The sequence below is a fragment of the Allopontixanthobacter confluentis genome, from assembly GCF_009827615.1.
GTDB lineage: Bacteria > Pseudomonadota > Alphaproteobacteria > Sphingomonadales > Sphingomonadaceae > Allopontixanthobacter > Allopontixanthobacter confluentis.
This window is the reverse complement of record NZ_WTYU01000002.1, coordinates 214,048-230,399: the sequence shown is the minus strand read 5'-3', so window position 1 is coordinate 230,399 and position 16,352 is coordinate 214,048. Positions and strand designations below refer to the sequence as shown.

The following is a 16,352-nucleotide window of genomic DNA, read 5'->3' as shown; positions in this document are numbered from 1 at the left end:
GCTCGACGTGGACGCCGCCATAGGCCAGAGTGCATCCATGTCGCTTCGCCGGATCGCCTTTGCCGTCATCGCTGTTGCCGCAGTGGCGGGCGTGATTGTCGCGGAACAGAAACGCCCGCTGCGCCAGCGCAGGCGCAAAACCATCCCGCGCACGCTGCGCAATGCCGTCATGGGCGCCAGCTGCGCAGCCATTATCGCGGTGGCGGAAGAACCGCTGACGCAGAAAATTGCCGCCGCCAACCTCAAAAACACCGCCGGCTTTGCCCGCAAATTGCCGGCGCCGCTGCGGATCATTGGCGGTGTGCTGGCCATGGATTACGGTTTTTACCTGTGGCACGTGGCGACCCACACAATACCGTTCCTGTGGCGTTTCCACCGGGTCCATCATCTCGATGCGGATATGGATGCTTCTACCGCAGTGCGGTTTCACGCTGCCGATATGCTGGTGTCGCTGCCGTGGCGGCTGGTGCAGGTGCGCCTGTCCGGCGTCAGCCCCAAAAGCCTGAAGCTGTGGCGGCATTTCTTTAACGCATCCATCCTGTTCCACCATTCCAACCTGCGGCTGCCCGCCGGGTGGGACAAGCGCCTGTCTGCGGTGTTCACCACGCCCGAAATGCATGGCATCCATCATTCCAGCGTGAAACAGCAGCGGGACAGCAACTGGACCAGCGGGTTCAGTTTCTGGGACCGGCTGCACGGCACATTCCGCAGCGATATTGCCCCGCAGGACATCGTCATTGGCGTGGACGATGCGGCGGCACTGGCGGATGAAGCGCTGGAAGCATCCCTGACCGCGCCGTTCAAGCCCATGCCATCGCCAACCCGGACGATGTGACGCGCTGCGCGATTAAAAAATGCTTGACGGGATGGACCGTTTTGATGCCCCTGCTGCAAACACGCTTAATCCCGGGGACGCATTACGCATGATCACGCACACATCCGGCGCGCGCTTAATGGCGCGCGCATCCTTGCTCGCATTGCTTTTGTCCAGTTCGTCACTTGTGACCGCGCAGGATGTGACCATCGTGCAGCCCGGCGCGCCGGGGCAAGCGCCCAAAATCCTGTCCGCGCAGGATGCGACGGCCCTGGCAAGCAGGGGCTATTCGCCAGCCGATGCGGCGTTCATGCAGAATATGATCGTGCATCACCAGCAGGCAGTCGAAATGGCGGCGCTGGTCAGAAAACGCACCAATCGCGAAGAAATACAGGCAGTTGCCGGACGCATCGATGCATCGCAGGCAGATGAAATCAACTTCATGACCAAATGGCTCGCCGACCATGGCGAGCCTGCGCAAATGGCAGGCATGGGCCATGCGGGCCACATGGGCATGAATGGCATGGCAACCCCGGCCCAGATGCAGCGTCTGGCCGCGCTGGATGGCGCCGCGTTTGACCGGCTTTTTCTGGAATTGATGATTGCCCACCACACCGGCGCTGTGGACATGGTGAAAGACCTGATCGCATTGCCCGGCACGGCCTATGATCCGGTGATGCTGCAATTTACCGACGATGTTACAAATGACCAGAATGCGGAAATAGAGCGCATGAATGCGGTGCTCAGAAGCCTGTCAACCGACCCGCGGGCCACGCTGACAGCGGGGCTTTACGATGCCGGGCAGGCCATCAGCAATCTGCGGCTGGTAACGGCGCTGCCAAAGCCGGCAGGCTTCTTCAACACGGAAAACCCGGGCGATCTGCAACCTCTCAAGCCCAGGAAGGGCGATGATGAGAAGGGCGACACCAAAAAGGCCGCCAGGAAAAAATCCGTAAAAAATGCCGATCCGGAAGCAGAAGACGCAAAGCCTCAATTTTCCAAACGTTCGCCGCTGCTCGACTTTGCCAATACCGACATGGCCTTTTCCGGCGATATGCTGGTGGCTGGCAGCTACCACGGGTTCAACGCCTATAAGCTTGCCGAAGATGGCAAGCCGGAACTGGTGAGTTCCGTGGTGTGCCCCGGCGGGCAGGGCGATGTGTCCATCATTGGCGACTTGCTGCTGATGAGCGTGGAAGATGCCCGTGGGCGCGTTGATTGCGGCCTTCAGGGGGTAGCAGAAAAGGTCAGCGAGGAACGGTTCCGCGGGCTGCGGATATTCGACATTTCGGATATCAGCCGGCCTGTCCAGGTGGGCCAGGTGCAGACCTGCCGCGGGTCGCACACCCATACGCTTGCTGACCGGACCGATACATCGCTCATCGTCTATAATTCCGGCACATCGCGCGTGCGTGATGAAAAGGAACTGGCAGGCTGCATCGGCGATGTGCCAGGTGATGACCGCACCGCATTGTTTCGCATCGACGTCATCGAGATTCCGCTGGCGGACCCGTCAAAATCGCGCATTATCGACAGCCCGACCGTGTTCGCAGACCCCGAGACCGGGCGTCTTGGCGGCCTGTGGCAGGGCGGCGACCACGGCGATGATACGCAGGACACCAGCCGGACCGATCAGTGCCATGACATCACCGTATTCCCGACCCTGAAAATGGCGGCCGGGGCCTGTTCGGGCAATGGCATCATTTTCGACATTTCCGACCCGCGCAAGCCGAAACGGATCGACGAAGTGGTCGACAAGGGCTTTGCCTATTGGCATTCCGCCACTTTCAACAATGATGGCACCAAGGTTGTCTTCACGGACGAATGGGGCGGCGGCGGACGGCCGCGCTGCCAGGCATCGGACCCGCGCAACTGGGGCGCTGACGCCATCTACGACATTGTCGATGGCAAGCTGAAATTCCGGAGCCTGTATAAATTGCCCGCCCCGCAGAGCGACAAGGAAAACTGCGTCGCGCATAATGGTTCGATCATCCCCGTGCCGGGCCGCGATATCATGGTGCAGGCGTGGTATCAGGGCGGCATCTCGATCATGGACTTCACCGATTCTGCCAATCCGGTCGAAATCGCCTATTTTGATCGTGGCCCGATTGACAAGGACCAGCTGGTAACCGGCGGTTACTGGTCAGCCTATTGGTACAAGGGCCGCATTTACGCGACCGAGATTACTCGCGGGCTGGACGTATTCGCGCTGGAACCGAGCGAGTTCCTGACCGCTACTGAAATCGCCGCCGCAGAAGCGGCAGATCAGGGCGGTTCCTTCAACCCGCAGCAGCAATATCCGGTCACCTGGCCAGAAGAAGTGCTGGCGGCGGCAATGCCCGCAAAATAACGCGCTGATCGCGAAGTCTGCTCCGCACCTTTCGGGCAGGCAAAAATAAAGGCCCGGCGGATCGCTCCGCCGGGCCTTCTTTTGGTCCGTAGTGGGTAGTGGTAGGCTTAGAAGCCCATGCCGCCGCCCATACCGCCCATGCCGCCCATGTCGGGCATGCCGCCACCGGCGCCCTTTTCTTCAGGCGTATCGGCAATGGCTGCCTCGGTGGTGATCAGCAGGCCAGCAACAGACGCGGCGTCCTGCAGGGCGATGCGCACAACCTTGGTCGGGTCGATAACACCGGCAGCAACCAGGTTTTCATACTGGTCTGTCGCTGCGTTGAAGCCCTGCGTTTCGTCGCCCTCGCGCAGCAAATTGCCCGAAATCACTGCGCCATCATGGCCAGCGTTCTGGGCGATCTGGCGAATAGGTGCCAGGATGGCCTGACGCACGATATCGATACCGCGTGTCTGGTCGTCATTGGCGCCCTTCATGCCTTCCAAGGCCTTGGTCGCATAGAGAAGCGCCGTACCGCCGCCGGGGACGATGCCTTCTTCGACGGCCGCGCGGGTTGCGTGCAGCGCATCGTCGACGCGGTCCTTGCGTTCTTTCACTTCCACTTCAGAAGCGCCGCCAACCTTGATCACGGCTACGCCGCCAGCAAGTTTCGCAAGACGTTCCTGCAGCTTTTCCTTGTCGTAATCGGACGAGGTGGTGTCGATCTGCGCCTTGATTTCGCCCACACGTGCCTTGATTTCGTCAGCCGAACCGGCACCATCGACGATGGTGGTATTGTCCTTGTCGATCGAAACGCGCTTGGCTTCACCCAGCATGCCCAGCGTCACTGTTTCCAGCTTGATGCCGAGGTCTTCGGAGATCATTTCGCCCTTGGTCAGGATAGCGATATCCTGCAGCATGGCCTTGCGGCGATCACCGAAACCAGGTGCCTTGACCGCAGCGATCTTCAGGCCGCCGCGCAGCTTGTTGACCACCAGGGTTGCCAGCGCTTCGCCTTCGATGTCTTCCGCGATGATCAGCAGCGGACGGCCGCTCTGGACCACAGCTTCGAGGATCGGCAGCATGGCTTGCAGGTTCGACAGCTTCTTTTCGTGGATAAGAACATAAGGGTTCTCAAGCTCGACCGTCATCTTGTCGGGGTTGGTGATGAAGTAAGGCGACAGATAGCCGCGATCAAACTGCATACCTTCAACAACGTCGAGTTCGAATTCGAGGCCCTTGGCTTCTTCGACGGTGATGACGCCTTCCTTGCCGACCTTTTCCATGGCTTCAGCGATTTTCTCGCCAACTTCACGGTCGCCATTGGCGGAAATGATCCCGACCTGGGCGATTTCAGCCGAACCGGCTACGTCCTTCGAACGGCTGACGAGGTTTTCGACAACTCTGGTCACAGCCAGATCGATGCCGCGCTTCAGATCCATCGGGTTCATGCCGGCTGCAACAGACTTCATGCCTTCGCGAATGATGGCCTGGCCCAGAACAGTGGCAGTGGTGGTGCCGTCACCGGCGAGATCGTTGGTCTTGGACGCAACTTCCTTGAGCATCTGCGCGCCCATGTTCTCGAACTTGTCTTTCAGTTCGATTTCCTTGGCGACGGTAACGCCGTCCTTGGTGATGCGCGGTGCGCCGAAGCTCTTGTCGATTACAACGTTACGGCCTTTGGGGCCGAGCGTCACTTTAACTGCGTTGGCGAGTGTGTCCACGCCGCGCAGGATGCCTTCGCGTGCTTCACGCGAGAACTTTACGTCCTTGGCTGCCATGATAAAATTCCTTTGGTTGTGTGAGTTGAGAAAAGCAGATGGGTCAGTCGGCTCAGCCGATGATCCCCATGATGTCGCTTTCCTTCATGATCAGCAGATCTTCACCGTCCAGCTTGACTTCGGTGCCAGACCATTTGCCGAACAGCACGCGGTCGCCAGCTTTTACGTCGAGCGGGGTGATCTTGCCGTCTTCGGCCTTGGTGCCAGTGCCGACGGAGATAACTTCGCCTTCGCTCGGCTTTTCCTTGGCGCTGTCGGGGATGATGATGCCGCCTGCGGTCTTTTCGTCGGCTTCAATCCGACGGACAAGAACGCGGTCGTGCAAGGGACGAAATGCCATATGTCTGACCTCTTCTTTCAAGATGAGTAAATAGTGTGTTTTGGCACTCTAGGGGTTAGAGTGCCAACGGGGCGCATATGTGTATGCGCGTTCATGGAGTCAACGGGTCAGGCCCAGAAAAAGTTTCGACCACGGCCCGTCAGTGGGCTGAACTGTGCATGGCACTAGACCAGCCCGATGCTGCCCCGTCTGGCCCACCGCCAGGTGAGCAGAATGGAAGCCACCGTCAGCCCGGTAGCAAGCCCGATCCAGATGCCTGTCCCGCTGAGCGGAGTGCGGAACCCGAGCCAGATGGCGACGCCGAAACCGGCGGCCCAATAGCTGATGATGGCAATCACCATGGGCATGCGCGTATCCTGCAACCCGCGCAGATTGCCTGCCGAAACGGCCTGCACGGCATCAACCAGCTGGAAAATGGCGGCCCACAGCAGATACTGGACGGCGAAACCGACCATGGCCGCATTCTTGGCCGCATCGGTATCGACATAGATCGACAGCACGGTGCGCGGCATGAACAGCATGATTGATGCCGTGACCATGCTGAATGCGACCGCAATCATCAGTGCCACCCAGCCGGCGCGGCCCATCGCATCGCGGTCACCCGCGCCATAATGGTAACCCACCCTGATGGTGGATGCCTGCCCGATGCCGAAGGGGATCTGGAAGGCAAGCGCGGCCACTTGCAATGCAATGGTGTGCCCGGCCAGCTGTGACGGGCCGATCCGCCCCATCAGGAATGCGGCCCCGCTGAACAGGCCCGCTTCGGCAAAAATGGTCCCCATGATGGGGGTGCCAATGCGGATGATTTCCTGCATCCGGCTCCATTCCGTACGCCACCAATTGCCGAAAATGCGATACCGGCGCAGGCGTTTGTCCCACGATATAGCAATGACGTAAGCGGCCAGAATAAATAGCGATGTCACCACACTGGCCAGCGCCGAACCTTCAAGGCCCAGTGCCGGCGCGCCAAAATTGCCAAACACCAGCATGTAATTGGCAAGAATGCTGACCAGGATGGCCGAGGCGATGATCATGGTCGCAAAAATTGGCCGGCCAAGGGCGGACACGAAAATACGCAGGACATTGGCCATGATCGAGGGGACGATGGCCCAGATGATGATCCCCATGAATGACCCGGCCATGGCCGCAATTGCGGGATCCTGCCCGGTCAGCAGCATCAGGCGTTCGCCATTCAGGCAGGCAAGCATGCCCAATATGCCTGCCCCCACCGCCAGCCACAGGGCCATGCGAACGCTGCGGCGCACTTCGCGCACCGCATGTTTGCGGCGGCCCACTTCTGCTGCAATCAGCGGCGCAACCGCGCCGGTCAGGCCGGATAGGCCCCATAACACCAGGCCAAATAATGCAATTGCCAGGCTGGATGCTGCCAGTTCCGCCTCGCCCAGCCGCGCCACGAAAATAACGTCGACAGCATGGACCAGCATCTGCAGCAGATTGGCAGCCGCCAGTGGCCATGCCAGCTGCAATGTGGCTGACATTTCAGCACGCCATGGGCGAAGCTGGTGCGGCGTAAGGCCAGACAGGATTGAACCGCGCGACATGAAGCGGGTCTGGTTAGGCCGCAGGGGCAATGCCGCATAGTGTTAGTTGAACAGCGCGGGCACTCTACCTTTCATGTGTTGCCCCTTTCACTCGGCAAGCAGGCAGGCTAGGCGCGAAGGCAGGGGCAGAGGCAAAGGCCGCGGCACAGGCCGCAGTTCAGCCAGCAGCACAGCCTGTGCCCGCCTGCCCGCCTGACTGGAGGACCGACATCGCATGCGTCTGATCCCTGTTTTCCTCATTATTGGCCTTTCCGCCTGCGGTTCTGCGGCCGCGCCTGATGGGGCAGAGGGCGCATCGGCAACTGACAGGTCACAGCCGCCACTGGCATTCGTGCAATGCGGCACTTGTCACCAGACAAAGCCGGGGCGACACGGGATTGGCCCATCGCTGGCAGGCGTCTTTGGTGCAAAAGCGGGCCATGTGGGCGATTTTGCCTATAGCGCGGCCATGCGCGGGTCAGGTCTGACCTGGGATGAAGCTACGCTCGACACGTTCCTGGCCAATCCGCGCGCTGCTGTTCCGGGCACGAAAATGTCCTATGCGGGCCTGCGCGATGAAGGCCAGCGCGCCGAGATTATCGAATTTCTGAAAACGCAATGATGGACCGGGCGATCACGGTCCTGTCAGGGGGTAATTTCCATGGCGCATGAAGGGGCATCACTGCTGCGGGACGGCGTTCTGATGCTGGGCTTCGCGCTGGCATTCGTACTGCTTTTCCGCCGTTTCGGCCTCGGGGCAACGCTGGGCTATCTGGTGGCGGGCGCCGTGGTTGGGCCGCAAGTGCTGGGCCTTGTCGGCGGGGCAGACCAGATGATCGGAATTGCCGAACTGGGCATTGTCATGCTGCTGTTCGTGGTCGGGCTGGAACTTGATCCGGCGCGCCTGTGGCGGATGAAAAACGCCATTTTCGGGCTGGGCCTCGCACAAGTCGTCGCATGCGGTCTGGCAGTAACGGCGGTGATCTATCTTGCTGCCAGCTATCCCCTCGCAGCGGCCCTTGCCCTGGGTCTGCCGCTGGGTCTTTCCTCCACCGCGCAGGTTTTGCCGATGTTGCAAAGTTCCGGCCGGCTGCGGACCCCATTTGGCGAACGGGCCTTTGCCATCCTGCTGTTTCAGGATCTTTCGATCATTCCGCTGATCACAATCGTTGCCGCCATGAGCGCCGACCAGGGCGGCGAAGCAGGCGTTCCGGGCTGGCAGTTGGCCCTGCTGACACTGGTAGCGATTGCCGGGCTTATCGCTGCTGGCCGGTTTTTCCTGCGCCCGCTGTTTCGCCTGATCGGCAATCTGAACGAACGCGAAATGTTTGTGGTGGCCAGCCTGTTTACGGTGCTGGCATCCGCATTCGTGATGGAGCTGCTCGGCCTGTCGACCGCGCTGGGTGCCTTTATCGCCGGCGTGATGCTGGCCAGCACGCCTTATCGGCACGAGCTGGAAGCCGATATCGAACCGTTCCGCTCGATCCTGCTGGGCCTGTTTTTCCTGGCTGTCGGCATGATGCTGGATTTGGGCGCAATTGCCGAAAACCCGGTATTTGTCATTGCCATGGCGGCGGCGCTGATCGTGGTCAAAACGCTGATTATCCTGGGCATCGGTCTGGCCGTTGGCATGGCGTGGCGCGCAGCGCTGGCGCTGGGCCTGCTGCTCAGTCAGGGCGGCGAATTCGGGTTTGTGCTGTTTTCGCAGGCGCAGGATGGCGGGCTGATCAGCGCAGAAGCTGCCAGCCTGTTTGGCGCGATTGTCACCCTGTCCATGGCCACCACGCCTTTTCTGATGATGGCCGCCAGCCGGTTCCGCCAGCCAGCCCGCGCATCTGCGGAGCGCGAAGCACCACATGGCGACGGGGCGAGCGCGCTGATCATCGGCTTTGGACGGTTCGGGCAGGGCGTGGCGCAAATGTTGCAGGCAGCAGGCGTGCGGCTGACCCTGATCGACAGCGATGTGGATCAGATCGACGTGGCGGGCGAATTCGGGGCAAAGGTTTATTATGGCGATGGCACCCGGATGGATCTGCTGCGCCAGGCCGGCGCGGCGGAAGCCACGGTCATCGCGTTCTGCATCGACAAGGACCAGCTATCGGCAGAAATGCTGCACGGCATCAAGGAAGCGTTCCCGCAGGCGGGCCTGTATGTGCGGGTGTATGACCGGCGCACCGTCATCAAGCTGCGCGGCGCGCCGGTGGATTACATGGCGCGCGAATTGATCGAATCGGCAGTGGGCATGGGCCGCGAAGCCCTGGGCGGGCTTGGTCTCAGCCTGCAGGAGATTGAGCGGGCGGAAGATATTTTCCGTTCGCGCGACGCGGCGCGGCTGTCAGCGCAACTGGTCGAAGGCGATCTGCATGCCGAAAAGGAACGGTTCATGCCGGGCGTTGGCACCGAACAATAGGATCCTTGCCCATCTATGGCGGCGCCGGGGCATAGGCGGGGGCATAACACCCTTCAGCCTAGGGAAAGCACAGGGGGATAAAAGGTGTGGCAATTGTGTACCTTGCCGGAGTTGCCCCATAGTGAAACTGCCCATTCTCGCCAGCCTGCTGGTTGCTGCCCCTGCCATGTTCATTGCTTCGCCTGCCGCGGCGCAGGAAGTATTTGCCGGGGTCTATGTGCATGAGGTGGAAACACCGCTGACCTTTGCCGTGAATGAAAGCGGCGCCGATGTGGAACTGGGCTACCGTTTCGCGCCAGCAGAAGGCCTGTCATTTCTGGGTAAGCCGCAGCCTTACATGCTTGCTTCCATCAACACCGCTGGCGACACCAGTTTTGTGGGCGGCGGCCTGAGCTGGAAAGTGGGCAAGGGGCCGGTCTATCTGCGCCCCGGCATCGGGATCATCGTGCATGACGGCCCATCAAGCCGGTTTGACCCTGCCACCGGCAGGCGCACCGACCTTGGCAGCAGAGTGCTGTTTGAACCCGAGATCGCGATTGGCGCGCGCGTTTCGGAGCGCGTTTCTGTGGAAGCCAGCTGGGTTCACATCAGCCACGCGCAGATTTTCAATTCGCAGCAAAACCCGGGTATCGACATGATGGGCGTGCGTCTGAATCTGGCGATGTAACGCGGCCATGATGGCCGGTTTGTTCAGCGGCTGTTGGCCCCGATAAATTCGGCAATGGAAGAAATTACTCCCGGCGCCAATGGCAGGTCCGGATTGGCGTAAGTCGCGAAATTAGGGCCCATGCCATCCTCGGTCACGGATTTCAGGACATGGTTGGTATCGGCCAGCGTGATGCGGGTGAAATGCGCGCTGGCAGGCTGCGCTGCGGCCAGCGCATCGGCATCAGCCAGTGTCACTTGCAGATCGCGCGCGCCCTGCAGAATGAGAATTGGCCGGTCAACAGATGCCGCTAGCTGGGCCGGATCGTAGGAAAACAGGCTGACGAGGAAGCCTTGTACCGCTGGCGCAAACAGGCCGGCAAGCGGTGCAGGTATGTCGCCCGCAGCAACGGTGTTGCCGCGTGCCAGCGTGTCGATAATGTCTGTGGCACTATCCAGCAGCGGCGCGTTTGCCGGATTGTCGCGCAATTGCGCTTTCATCACATCGCCCACGGGGCGGCCCGGTGTTGCAGCCAGTATCAACCCGCAAATATCGTCTGCCTGCCGTGCTGCACTGGCCAGCGCCACCAGCCCGCCTTCGCTATGGCCCAACAGCCAGACACATGGCTGGCCGGTTTCCTGCCGGATGGCATCGACCCATGACTGCGTATCATCGGCATAGGCGTCTATCGTAACCGCATTGGCGTCGGCCGCCGCCGCACTGCCGAACATGCCGCGCTTGTCGATCCGCACACTAGCAATGCCCTGCTGCGCCAACCCTTCGGCAATCAGCCGGTAGGTTGATGCCGTTACGCCCAGCGGGTTGTTGCCGTCCCGGTCAGTCGGCCCCGACCCCGGAATGATCAGAACCACCGGCGCATCAGACTTCTCCGGTCGGACAAGCGTGCCTGAAAGCGCGCCTTGCGGTCCCTGCGTCTCGATTGCAGTAACGCTGGCGGTGGCGACGGTGGTGGTGGAGGGCGCAGTGGTGGCTGGCAGCGGATGCGCTGCCGCAAGCAGTGTGGTCAATAACAGCATCATGTCCGCTCCGGTTACGAGGCCTGCCGGTATAAGCATATGGGATGTTGGCGCAAAACAAAAGCCGCAGCCGTTCAATGTGGACACCGCCGGGCGAACATGCCACCTGTTGGCCGGGGAGACAGAAGAGATGACAGCGCAATCAGCAGACATGCCGGATGGTTCAACCCATGGCAGATAGCGCAGCGATAGCGGCTGGCGCAGGCGCGACCGGGGCTGCACCGGGCGCTGTATCCCAATCACCTGAGGTCAGTGCGAAAGCGCGCAAAATTACGCTGCTGCTGCTGACTGTCACCTATTTCTTCAGCTATATGGACCGGCAAATTCTGGCCATTCTGCTGGAAGACATCAAGGCAGACCTCCTGCTCAGTGATACGCAGCTGGGCCTTTTGTCCGGCTTTGCCTTTGCCATTTTCTACGCCACGCTTGGCATTCCGGTGGCCGCGCTGGCGGACAGGATGAACCGCGTCAACATCATCTCCATTTCGCTGGCGATCTGGAGCGCGATGACCGCGGCCTGCGGTCTGGCGCAGAATTTCGGCCATTTGCTGGCCGCCCGCATCGGTGTGGGTGTGGGTGAGGCAGGGTCAAGCCCGCCCAGCCATTCCATCATCGCAGATCTGTATCCGGCCAACAAACGGGCGCTGGCCCTGTCCATTTACGCGCTTGGGGTCACCCTGGGCGCTGCTGCCGGGCAGATGTTCGGCGGCAATCTGACCTATTATTTCGACTGGCGCGTAGCCTTTATCGCCATTGGCCTGCCGGGCGTGGCGCTGGCCGTGATTGTCAAAATGTTCGCCACAGAACCTATGCGGCGGGCCGAACCGGGCGCTGCAACCGATGAAGGCCAGCCATCCATCAAGGACGGTTTCCGCACCATTTTTGCCAATCGCTCAGCAGTGTGGCTGGTGGCGGCGGTAACGCTGACTTCGATGATTGGTTACGCGCTCACCGGCTGGACCCCGGCCTATCTGATCCGCATTTTTGAACTCAACACGTTGCAGGTGGGCAATATCGTCGCGCCGCTCTTGGCGGTTGCCGGGGTGATGAGCGGGCTGGGCGGCGGGTGGCTGGCCAACCGGCTGGCAGAAAAGCACGGAATGCACGCGCAGCCGCTGATGGTGGCAGGCCTGAAACTGGCCGCGCTGCCATTCCTGATCTGGTTTTATCTGGCCCAAAGCGCGCCGGTTGCGGTGGGTGTCTATTTCTTCGCCGCGCTGCTGCAGTCCAGCTATCTGGGGCCAACATTCTCGCTGATCCAGACGCTGGCACCGGTGAAGCTGCGGTCGGTCTGGGCGGCGATTACTTTGCTGGCGATCAACCTCATCGGCCTTGGCCTTGGGCCAACGATGGTTGGCGTGCTGTCTGACCTGCTGGTGCCGCGTTATGGCAACGAATCGCTGCGCTATGCCTTGCTGATCGTGGCCTGCGTCACGCCTCTGGCCATTTTCTGTTACTGGCGCGCGGCGGTCTGCATGAAGCGGGACTTCCCCAAGAAAGCCTGAAGCACCCTGTTGCAGATTGGCGCTACCGAGGCAGCTGCCAGAGTTGTTAAAGGCCCAGTTACTGGCAAAAGAAAAGGGCGGCACCTTGCGGTACCGCCCTCCCATCTGCGAATGCTTCAAGACATTCGCAAAACTTTTTGAAGCTTACTTCAGTTCGACGGTGCCACCGGCAGCTTCGATCTTCGCTTTGACTTCTTCAGCTTCAGCCTTGTTCACGCCTTCCTTGACGGCCTTAGGCGCGCCTTCGACGAGAGCCTTGGCTTCAGTCAGACCGAGACCGGTGATGGCACGGACTTCCTTGATCACCTGAATCTTCTTGCCACCGTCGCCGGTGAGAATGACGTCGAATTCGTCCTTCTCTTCGACAGCTTCTGCAGCAGCGGCAGGGCCGGCTACAGCAACAGCAGCAGCGGCGCTAACGCCCCACTCTTCTTCAAGTGCCTTGGCAAGTTCAGCTGCTTCAAGGACGGTCAGCTTCGAAAGTTCTTCTACGAGCTTGGCGATATCGGCCATGATTTATAACTCCACATTAAATGACTTGGTCCGGCCGGAACGGCGTTCCGGTGCCAGATAGATTCGATGAAAAACCGCTTACGCTGCTTCTTTGGTGCTGTAGGCACCGAAGACGCGAGCGAGCTTTGCAGCGGGGGCGTTGACGACCTGTGCGATTTTCGTCGCAGGGGCATTAACGAGACCCACCAGCCTGCCACGCAATTCGTCGAGCGAAGGCATCGAGGCAAGAGCCTTGACGCCAGCTTCGTCGAGCAGCTGCCCGCCCATTGATCCGCCGACGATTTCGAGCTTGTCGTTCGTCTTGGCGAATTCCACGGCAGCCTTGGCAGCAGCAACCGGATCGGTCGATGTAGCCAGAGCAGTCGGCCCGGTGAGCATGTCACCAAGGGCTTCGTAATCCGTGTCTTTCAGGGCGAGTCTGGCAAGACGGTTCTTCGCAACCTTATAGGATGCGCCTGCGTCCCGCATCTTTGCACGCAGATCGGTGGACTGTGCCACCGTCAGGCCGAGATTGCGCGTGATAACCACGACGCCGCTCTCTGCAAAGGTCGAGCTTAGGGCTGCAACCGCGTCGGCTTTTTGCGAACGATCCATGCCTTACTCCTTCAAATTGGTCGCCAGCCTTTTACCAACAGGGCAAAGGGCCACACGACCGGCTACGTTTGTCCATGCCGATATATCGGCGTGGGCGGGTCCGTTGAGGGGGAAGGAGGTGCGCCAGATCCATCATGGGAGTGGCACGATTGCAAGCACATTGCTGTGCTGCGAAAAATCTCTGTCCCCGTCTAGGCTGGAAATTAAGCAGGCCAAATTGCCTGCACCGGCTGTCTCGGACGGATGTCCACTAGACCCGTCGGCCTAGTGAACGGGGCGGCATCTGCGTCACGCGCCGCCATATGTCAAGCAGTGATCGGCATCTTGCGGGTGGCGAGGGCCCAGCTGCCCGCCATCATAGCCGCCGCCATCCAGCCGACGAGCAGCGAATCGGCGATGAGAATGGCCCACTTCAGCACATAAGCTGGCGCGAAGATTGCCGCCGCGCCCAGCGCGTAATGGGGCACCATCAGCGGCAGCATCACGGCGAGAGAGAAGGCAATAGCAAAAGGCACTTGCGGCAGCATCACCCTGGCCGATGCCGCAGGACTGATGAATATGCCCAAAGGCGCGGCCACGAACCAGCGCAGCAACAGCGGCGTTATGAGCAAACCACCCACCATTCCCGCAATCAGCGCAGCGCCTGATCGCGGCAGAACGAAAAGTTGAATGGCGACCAGCGCGCTATTGAACAGCATGACCACGGCATAAAGCGTGACTGACCGGCGATCGAAACTACGCGCTGCCTGTGTATCCCGGTTTCCCGCCAGATATCGAATGACCCAATAGCCCGGCAATGACAGAGCGAAGGTCTTGATGAAGCCGAAAGCCATCCGCAGCGGATCATCTTCGGCCGCCTGCGCCGCTTCGAGGCTGGCATACATCCCAAGGTGCATTTCGGCGGCATGCTGGGCAAATTCCGCCAAAACCGGGATCAGCGCCAGCAGTGGGCAGGCCCACAGGAACGCCCAACTTTCGCGGTAGGTATATTTCAGGCCGCCCCAGAATCTCATGCAGTTTCCCCAAAGCATTCGCGCTATCGAATAGCGCAAGGGGCTGCAAAACCAAGAGAAATTAGCGCTATCGAAAGTTGGCGACCTCATGAAGCCTGGTTGGCCGGAGCTCGACCAGGCAGGCCACAACATGAAAAGGGCCGGACGGGTTTTTCCCGGCCGGCCTCAAAATCTACAAATTCTGGCTACTGACGGAAAATCAGATGCCGTCGGCTGTATTTTCCAGCGTGGTCGCTTCGGCTTCCAGCGCGGCTTCTTCGGCCGGGTCGGTGGCGAGGTCAGCCTGGGCGTCGAGAACGTCGGATTTTTCATCCATCACTTCTGCCTGCGCTTCGGTGACATCGTCCATTTCTTCGCCGAGATCTTCCTTGGCGCCATCACAGGCTGCAGCCATCATGGCGAGCGGGAGAATGGCGAATGCAAATTTCTTCATAAGTGTTTCCCTCTGTTGTGAAAGGCGGCCTTGTGCGGGCGATGATGCCTCGGCAAAGGCCTGCCGTGTAGCCATGCAGGCGGCAGGATCGCGACCCTGCCGTGTGGACTACGCCTGCTCATATCCCAGCAAATCACCGGGTTGGCAACCTAGCTCCCTGCAAATGGCGTCCAGCGTCGAGAACCGCATGGCCTTGGCCTTGCCGGTTTTCAGAATGGAAAGATTGGCCAGCGTCAGGCCCACGCGTTCGGCCAGTTCGGTCAGGGTCATGCGGCGTTCGTGCAGCAGATCGTCCAGTTTCACGGTTATGGCCATCAGATGGTTCCTTCCAGTTCTTCGCGCATTTCAGTGCCCTTGCGGAAGACGCGGGCAAGGATGAACAGCGTCAGGCACAGGACAATTCCGCCACCTCCCAAGTCGCCGGTAAAGCGGATGTCAGCGCCTTCGGTGACAGAGGCCATCCACATGGCAATCGCGCCCAGCGGTATGCCGATAAGGTAGATTATCAGCACCAGCCAGCCCATGGCGCGCAGGCGGTTGGCATTTTCAGGCACGAACGGATCGCCCGCTGCGACGGTATCGATAATGCGTTTCATATGCCGCAGGAACAGCCAGCATAAGGAGATGACAGCAGCAGCCAGCAGCATCAGGGCGACAATCGCCCATAGCGCGGCGGCAGGTGCGCCATCTTCTGCCAATGCGGCAATGACCTGGCTGTGATACATACCGATTGCAGGTAGGGCGATGATGATCGCCAGCAGAGCGACGACGAAGATTGCCATCACCAAAACGATGAAAAATCGTGCGATGTTGAGCAGCGGGTCATTGAATATGCGGGTCATGTCTATTCCCTTTCTTGCCGGTCGATCGTGGGTCAGGCGATTTCGTAAGTCAGCGTGGGCGCATCTGCTGGTACGGAAGCGGCCGGGCTCAGCAGCGCGGCCGAAACCAGCATGGCCATCACCAGAGCGAATGTATTTCCCAGTACATTTGTCATTTGTCGTTCTCCAATAATCTAAATATCGATATTCAATATGTGCGATCCGCCTTATTGTCAATCGATAATATCGTAAAAGAATATTGCTCTTATCGTTCTGCGATGGATGGGGCAGCTGGAAAGGGGGTTTTGTGCTGCGCGGGGAGGTTTGACACACGGCGATCATACACCTATATGAGCCCCCTGCCGGTTGCTTCGAGCAAGACGGACCCTTGCGCGGGGGTCTGCCACGAAAGGAAGCATCGGTATCCATGATCGCGACGCACACGCCTGCAGCCACCCTTCATCCACTATTGGATGGAGTGGTCATTTGCTGCGGCGTTTTTTGCGTTCCGGCCTCAGGGCCGCCGATCAGGGCACGAACCAGCGTGTGGTATGAATTTTCCGCCGGTTGCCCTT

The 16,352-nt window shown here is 60.0% G+C and carries 17 protein-coding genes; 6 read left to right on the top strand and 11 right to left on the bottom strand.

The window, feature by feature from the left end; translation table 11 throughout:
• Positions 1-7: 7 nt before the first annotated feature.
• Both GRI44_RS09385 and GRI44_RS09380 read left to right on the top strand, forming a co-directional pair.
• Positions 8-835 carry a sterol desaturase family protein gene (locus GRI44_RS09385; protein WP_332872398.1) on the top strand — a complete coding sequence of 276 codons (828 nt, stop codon included), beginning with the start codon at positions 8-10 and terminating at the stop codon, positions 833-835.
• An 88-nt stretch (positions 836-923) separates the two neighbouring features.
• A complete protein-coding gene (locus GRI44_RS09380) occupies positions 924-3,164 on the top strand; it encodes a DUF305 domain-containing protein (RefSeq protein WP_160601556.1) in 2,241 nt (746 codons plus the stop codon).
• A gap of 107 nt (positions 3,165-3,271) precedes the next feature.
• Here the strand turns inward: GRI44_RS09380 and groL are convergent, their stop codons facing one another.
• From groL to GRI44_RS09365, 3 genes are all read right to left on the bottom strand, one after another.
• Entirely contained in the window at positions 3,272-4,924 is a 1,653-nt protein-coding gene (gene groL / locus GRI44_RS09375) for a chaperonin GroEL (protein WP_160601555.1), read from the bottom strand.
• A gap of 52 nt (positions 4,925-4,976) precedes the next feature.
• Positions 4,977-5,264 carry a co-chaperone GroES gene (gene groES / locus GRI44_RS09370; RefSeq protein ID WP_160601554.1) on the bottom strand — a complete coding sequence of 96 codons (288 nt, stop codon included), beginning with the start codon at positions 5,262-5,264 and terminating at the stop codon, positions 4,977-4,979.
• Between the two features lie 164 nt (positions 5,265-5,428).
• Positions 5,429-6,826, bottom strand: a complete 1,398-nt coding sequence (locus GRI44_RS09365) for an MATE family efflux transporter (RefSeq protein WP_160601553.1) — start codon at positions 6,824-6,826, stop codon at positions 5,429-5,431.
• A 214-nt stretch (positions 6,827-7,040) separates the two neighbouring features.
• Between GRI44_RS09365 and GRI44_RS09360 the strand changes: the two genes are divergently transcribed.
• The 3 genes from GRI44_RS09360 to GRI44_RS09350 all read left to right on the top strand — a co-directional run bounded on the left by GRI44_RS09360 (position 7,041) and on the right by GRI44_RS09350 (position 9,882).
• A complete protein-coding gene (locus GRI44_RS09360; protein WP_160601552.1) occupies positions 7,041-7,427 on the top strand; it encodes a c-type cytochrome in 387 nt (128 codons plus the stop codon).
• 39 nt (positions 7,428-7,466) lie between these two features.
• Positions 7,467-9,215 carry a cation:proton antiporter domain-containing protein gene (locus GRI44_RS09355; RefSeq protein ID WP_160601551.1) on the top strand — a complete coding sequence of 583 codons (1,749 nt, stop codon included), beginning with the start codon at positions 7,467-7,469 and terminating at the stop codon, positions 9,213-9,215.
• 121 nt (positions 9,216-9,336) lie between these two features.
• Positions 9,337-9,882, top strand: coding sequence for an acyloxyacyl hydrolase (locus tag GRI44_RS09350; RefSeq protein ID WP_160601550.1), 546 nt, complete (start codon positions 9,337-9,339; stop codon positions 9,880-9,882).
• A 23-nt stretch (positions 9,883-9,905) separates the two neighbouring features.
• On the opposite strand, the gene GRI44_RS09345 is transcribed toward GRI44_RS09350, so the two are convergent.
• Entirely contained in the window at positions 9,906-10,937 is a 1,032-nt protein-coding gene (locus tag GRI44_RS09345) for an alpha/beta hydrolase (protein ID WP_232843093.1), read from the bottom strand.
• 131 nt (positions 10,938-11,068) lie between these two features.
• Here GRI44_RS09345 and GRI44_RS09340 point away from each other — a divergent pair, with 131 nt between their 5' ends.
• On the top strand, positions 11,069-12,403 hold the full coding sequence (locus GRI44_RS09340) for a spinster family MFS transporter (protein WP_160601549.1): 1,335 nt from the start codon (positions 11,069-11,071) through the stop codon (positions 12,401-12,403).
• A gap of 144 nt (positions 12,404-12,547) precedes the next feature.
• On the opposite strand, the gene rplL is transcribed toward GRI44_RS09340, so the two are convergent.
• The 7 genes from rplL to GRI44_RS14070 all read right to left on the bottom strand — a co-directional run bounded on the left by rplL (position 12,548) and on the right by GRI44_RS14070 (position 15,953).
• Positions 12,548-12,916 carry a 50S ribosomal protein L7/L12 gene (gene rplL, locus GRI44_RS09335; protein WP_160601548.1) on the bottom strand — a complete coding sequence of 123 codons (369 nt, stop codon included), beginning with the start codon at positions 12,914-12,916 and terminating at the stop codon, positions 12,548-12,550.
• A 78-nt stretch (positions 12,917-12,994) separates the two neighbouring features.
• On the bottom strand, positions 12,995-13,510 hold the full coding sequence (gene rplJ / locus GRI44_RS09330) for a 50S ribosomal protein L10 (protein WP_160601547.1): 516 nt from the start codon (positions 13,508-13,510) through the stop codon (positions 12,995-12,997).
• A gap of 305 nt (positions 13,511-13,815) precedes the next feature.
• Positions 13,816-14,523: a hypothetical protein gene (locus tag GRI44_RS09325; protein WP_160601546.1), complete on the bottom strand. Its 708-nt coding sequence runs from the start codon at positions 14,521-14,523 to the stop codon at positions 13,816-13,818.
• 199 nt (positions 14,524-14,722) lie between these two features.
• Positions 14,723-14,956 (bottom strand): hypothetical protein, encoded by a 234-nt coding sequence (locus GRI44_RS09320; RefSeq protein WP_160601545.1) that lies wholly within the window; start codon positions 14,954-14,956, stop codon positions 14,723-14,725.
• A gap of 108 nt (positions 14,957-15,064) precedes the next feature.
• A complete protein-coding gene (locus GRI44_RS09315; protein WP_160601544.1) occupies positions 15,065-15,271 on the bottom strand; it encodes a helix-turn-helix domain-containing protein in 207 nt (68 codons plus the stop codon).
• Positions 15,271-15,798, bottom strand: a complete 528-nt coding sequence (locus GRI44_RS09310) for a DUF2975 domain-containing protein (RefSeq protein WP_160601543.1) — start codon at positions 15,796-15,798, stop codon at positions 15,271-15,273. Before GRI44_RS09310 ends, GRI44_RS09315 begins: the two co-directional genes overlap by 1 nt.
• Before the next feature lie 32 nt (positions 15,799-15,830).
• Positions 15,831-15,953, bottom strand: coding sequence for a hypothetical protein (locus GRI44_RS14070; protein ID WP_269800997.1), 123 nt, complete (start codon positions 15,951-15,953; stop codon positions 15,831-15,833).
• Positions 15,954-16,352: the final 399 nt, after the last annotated feature.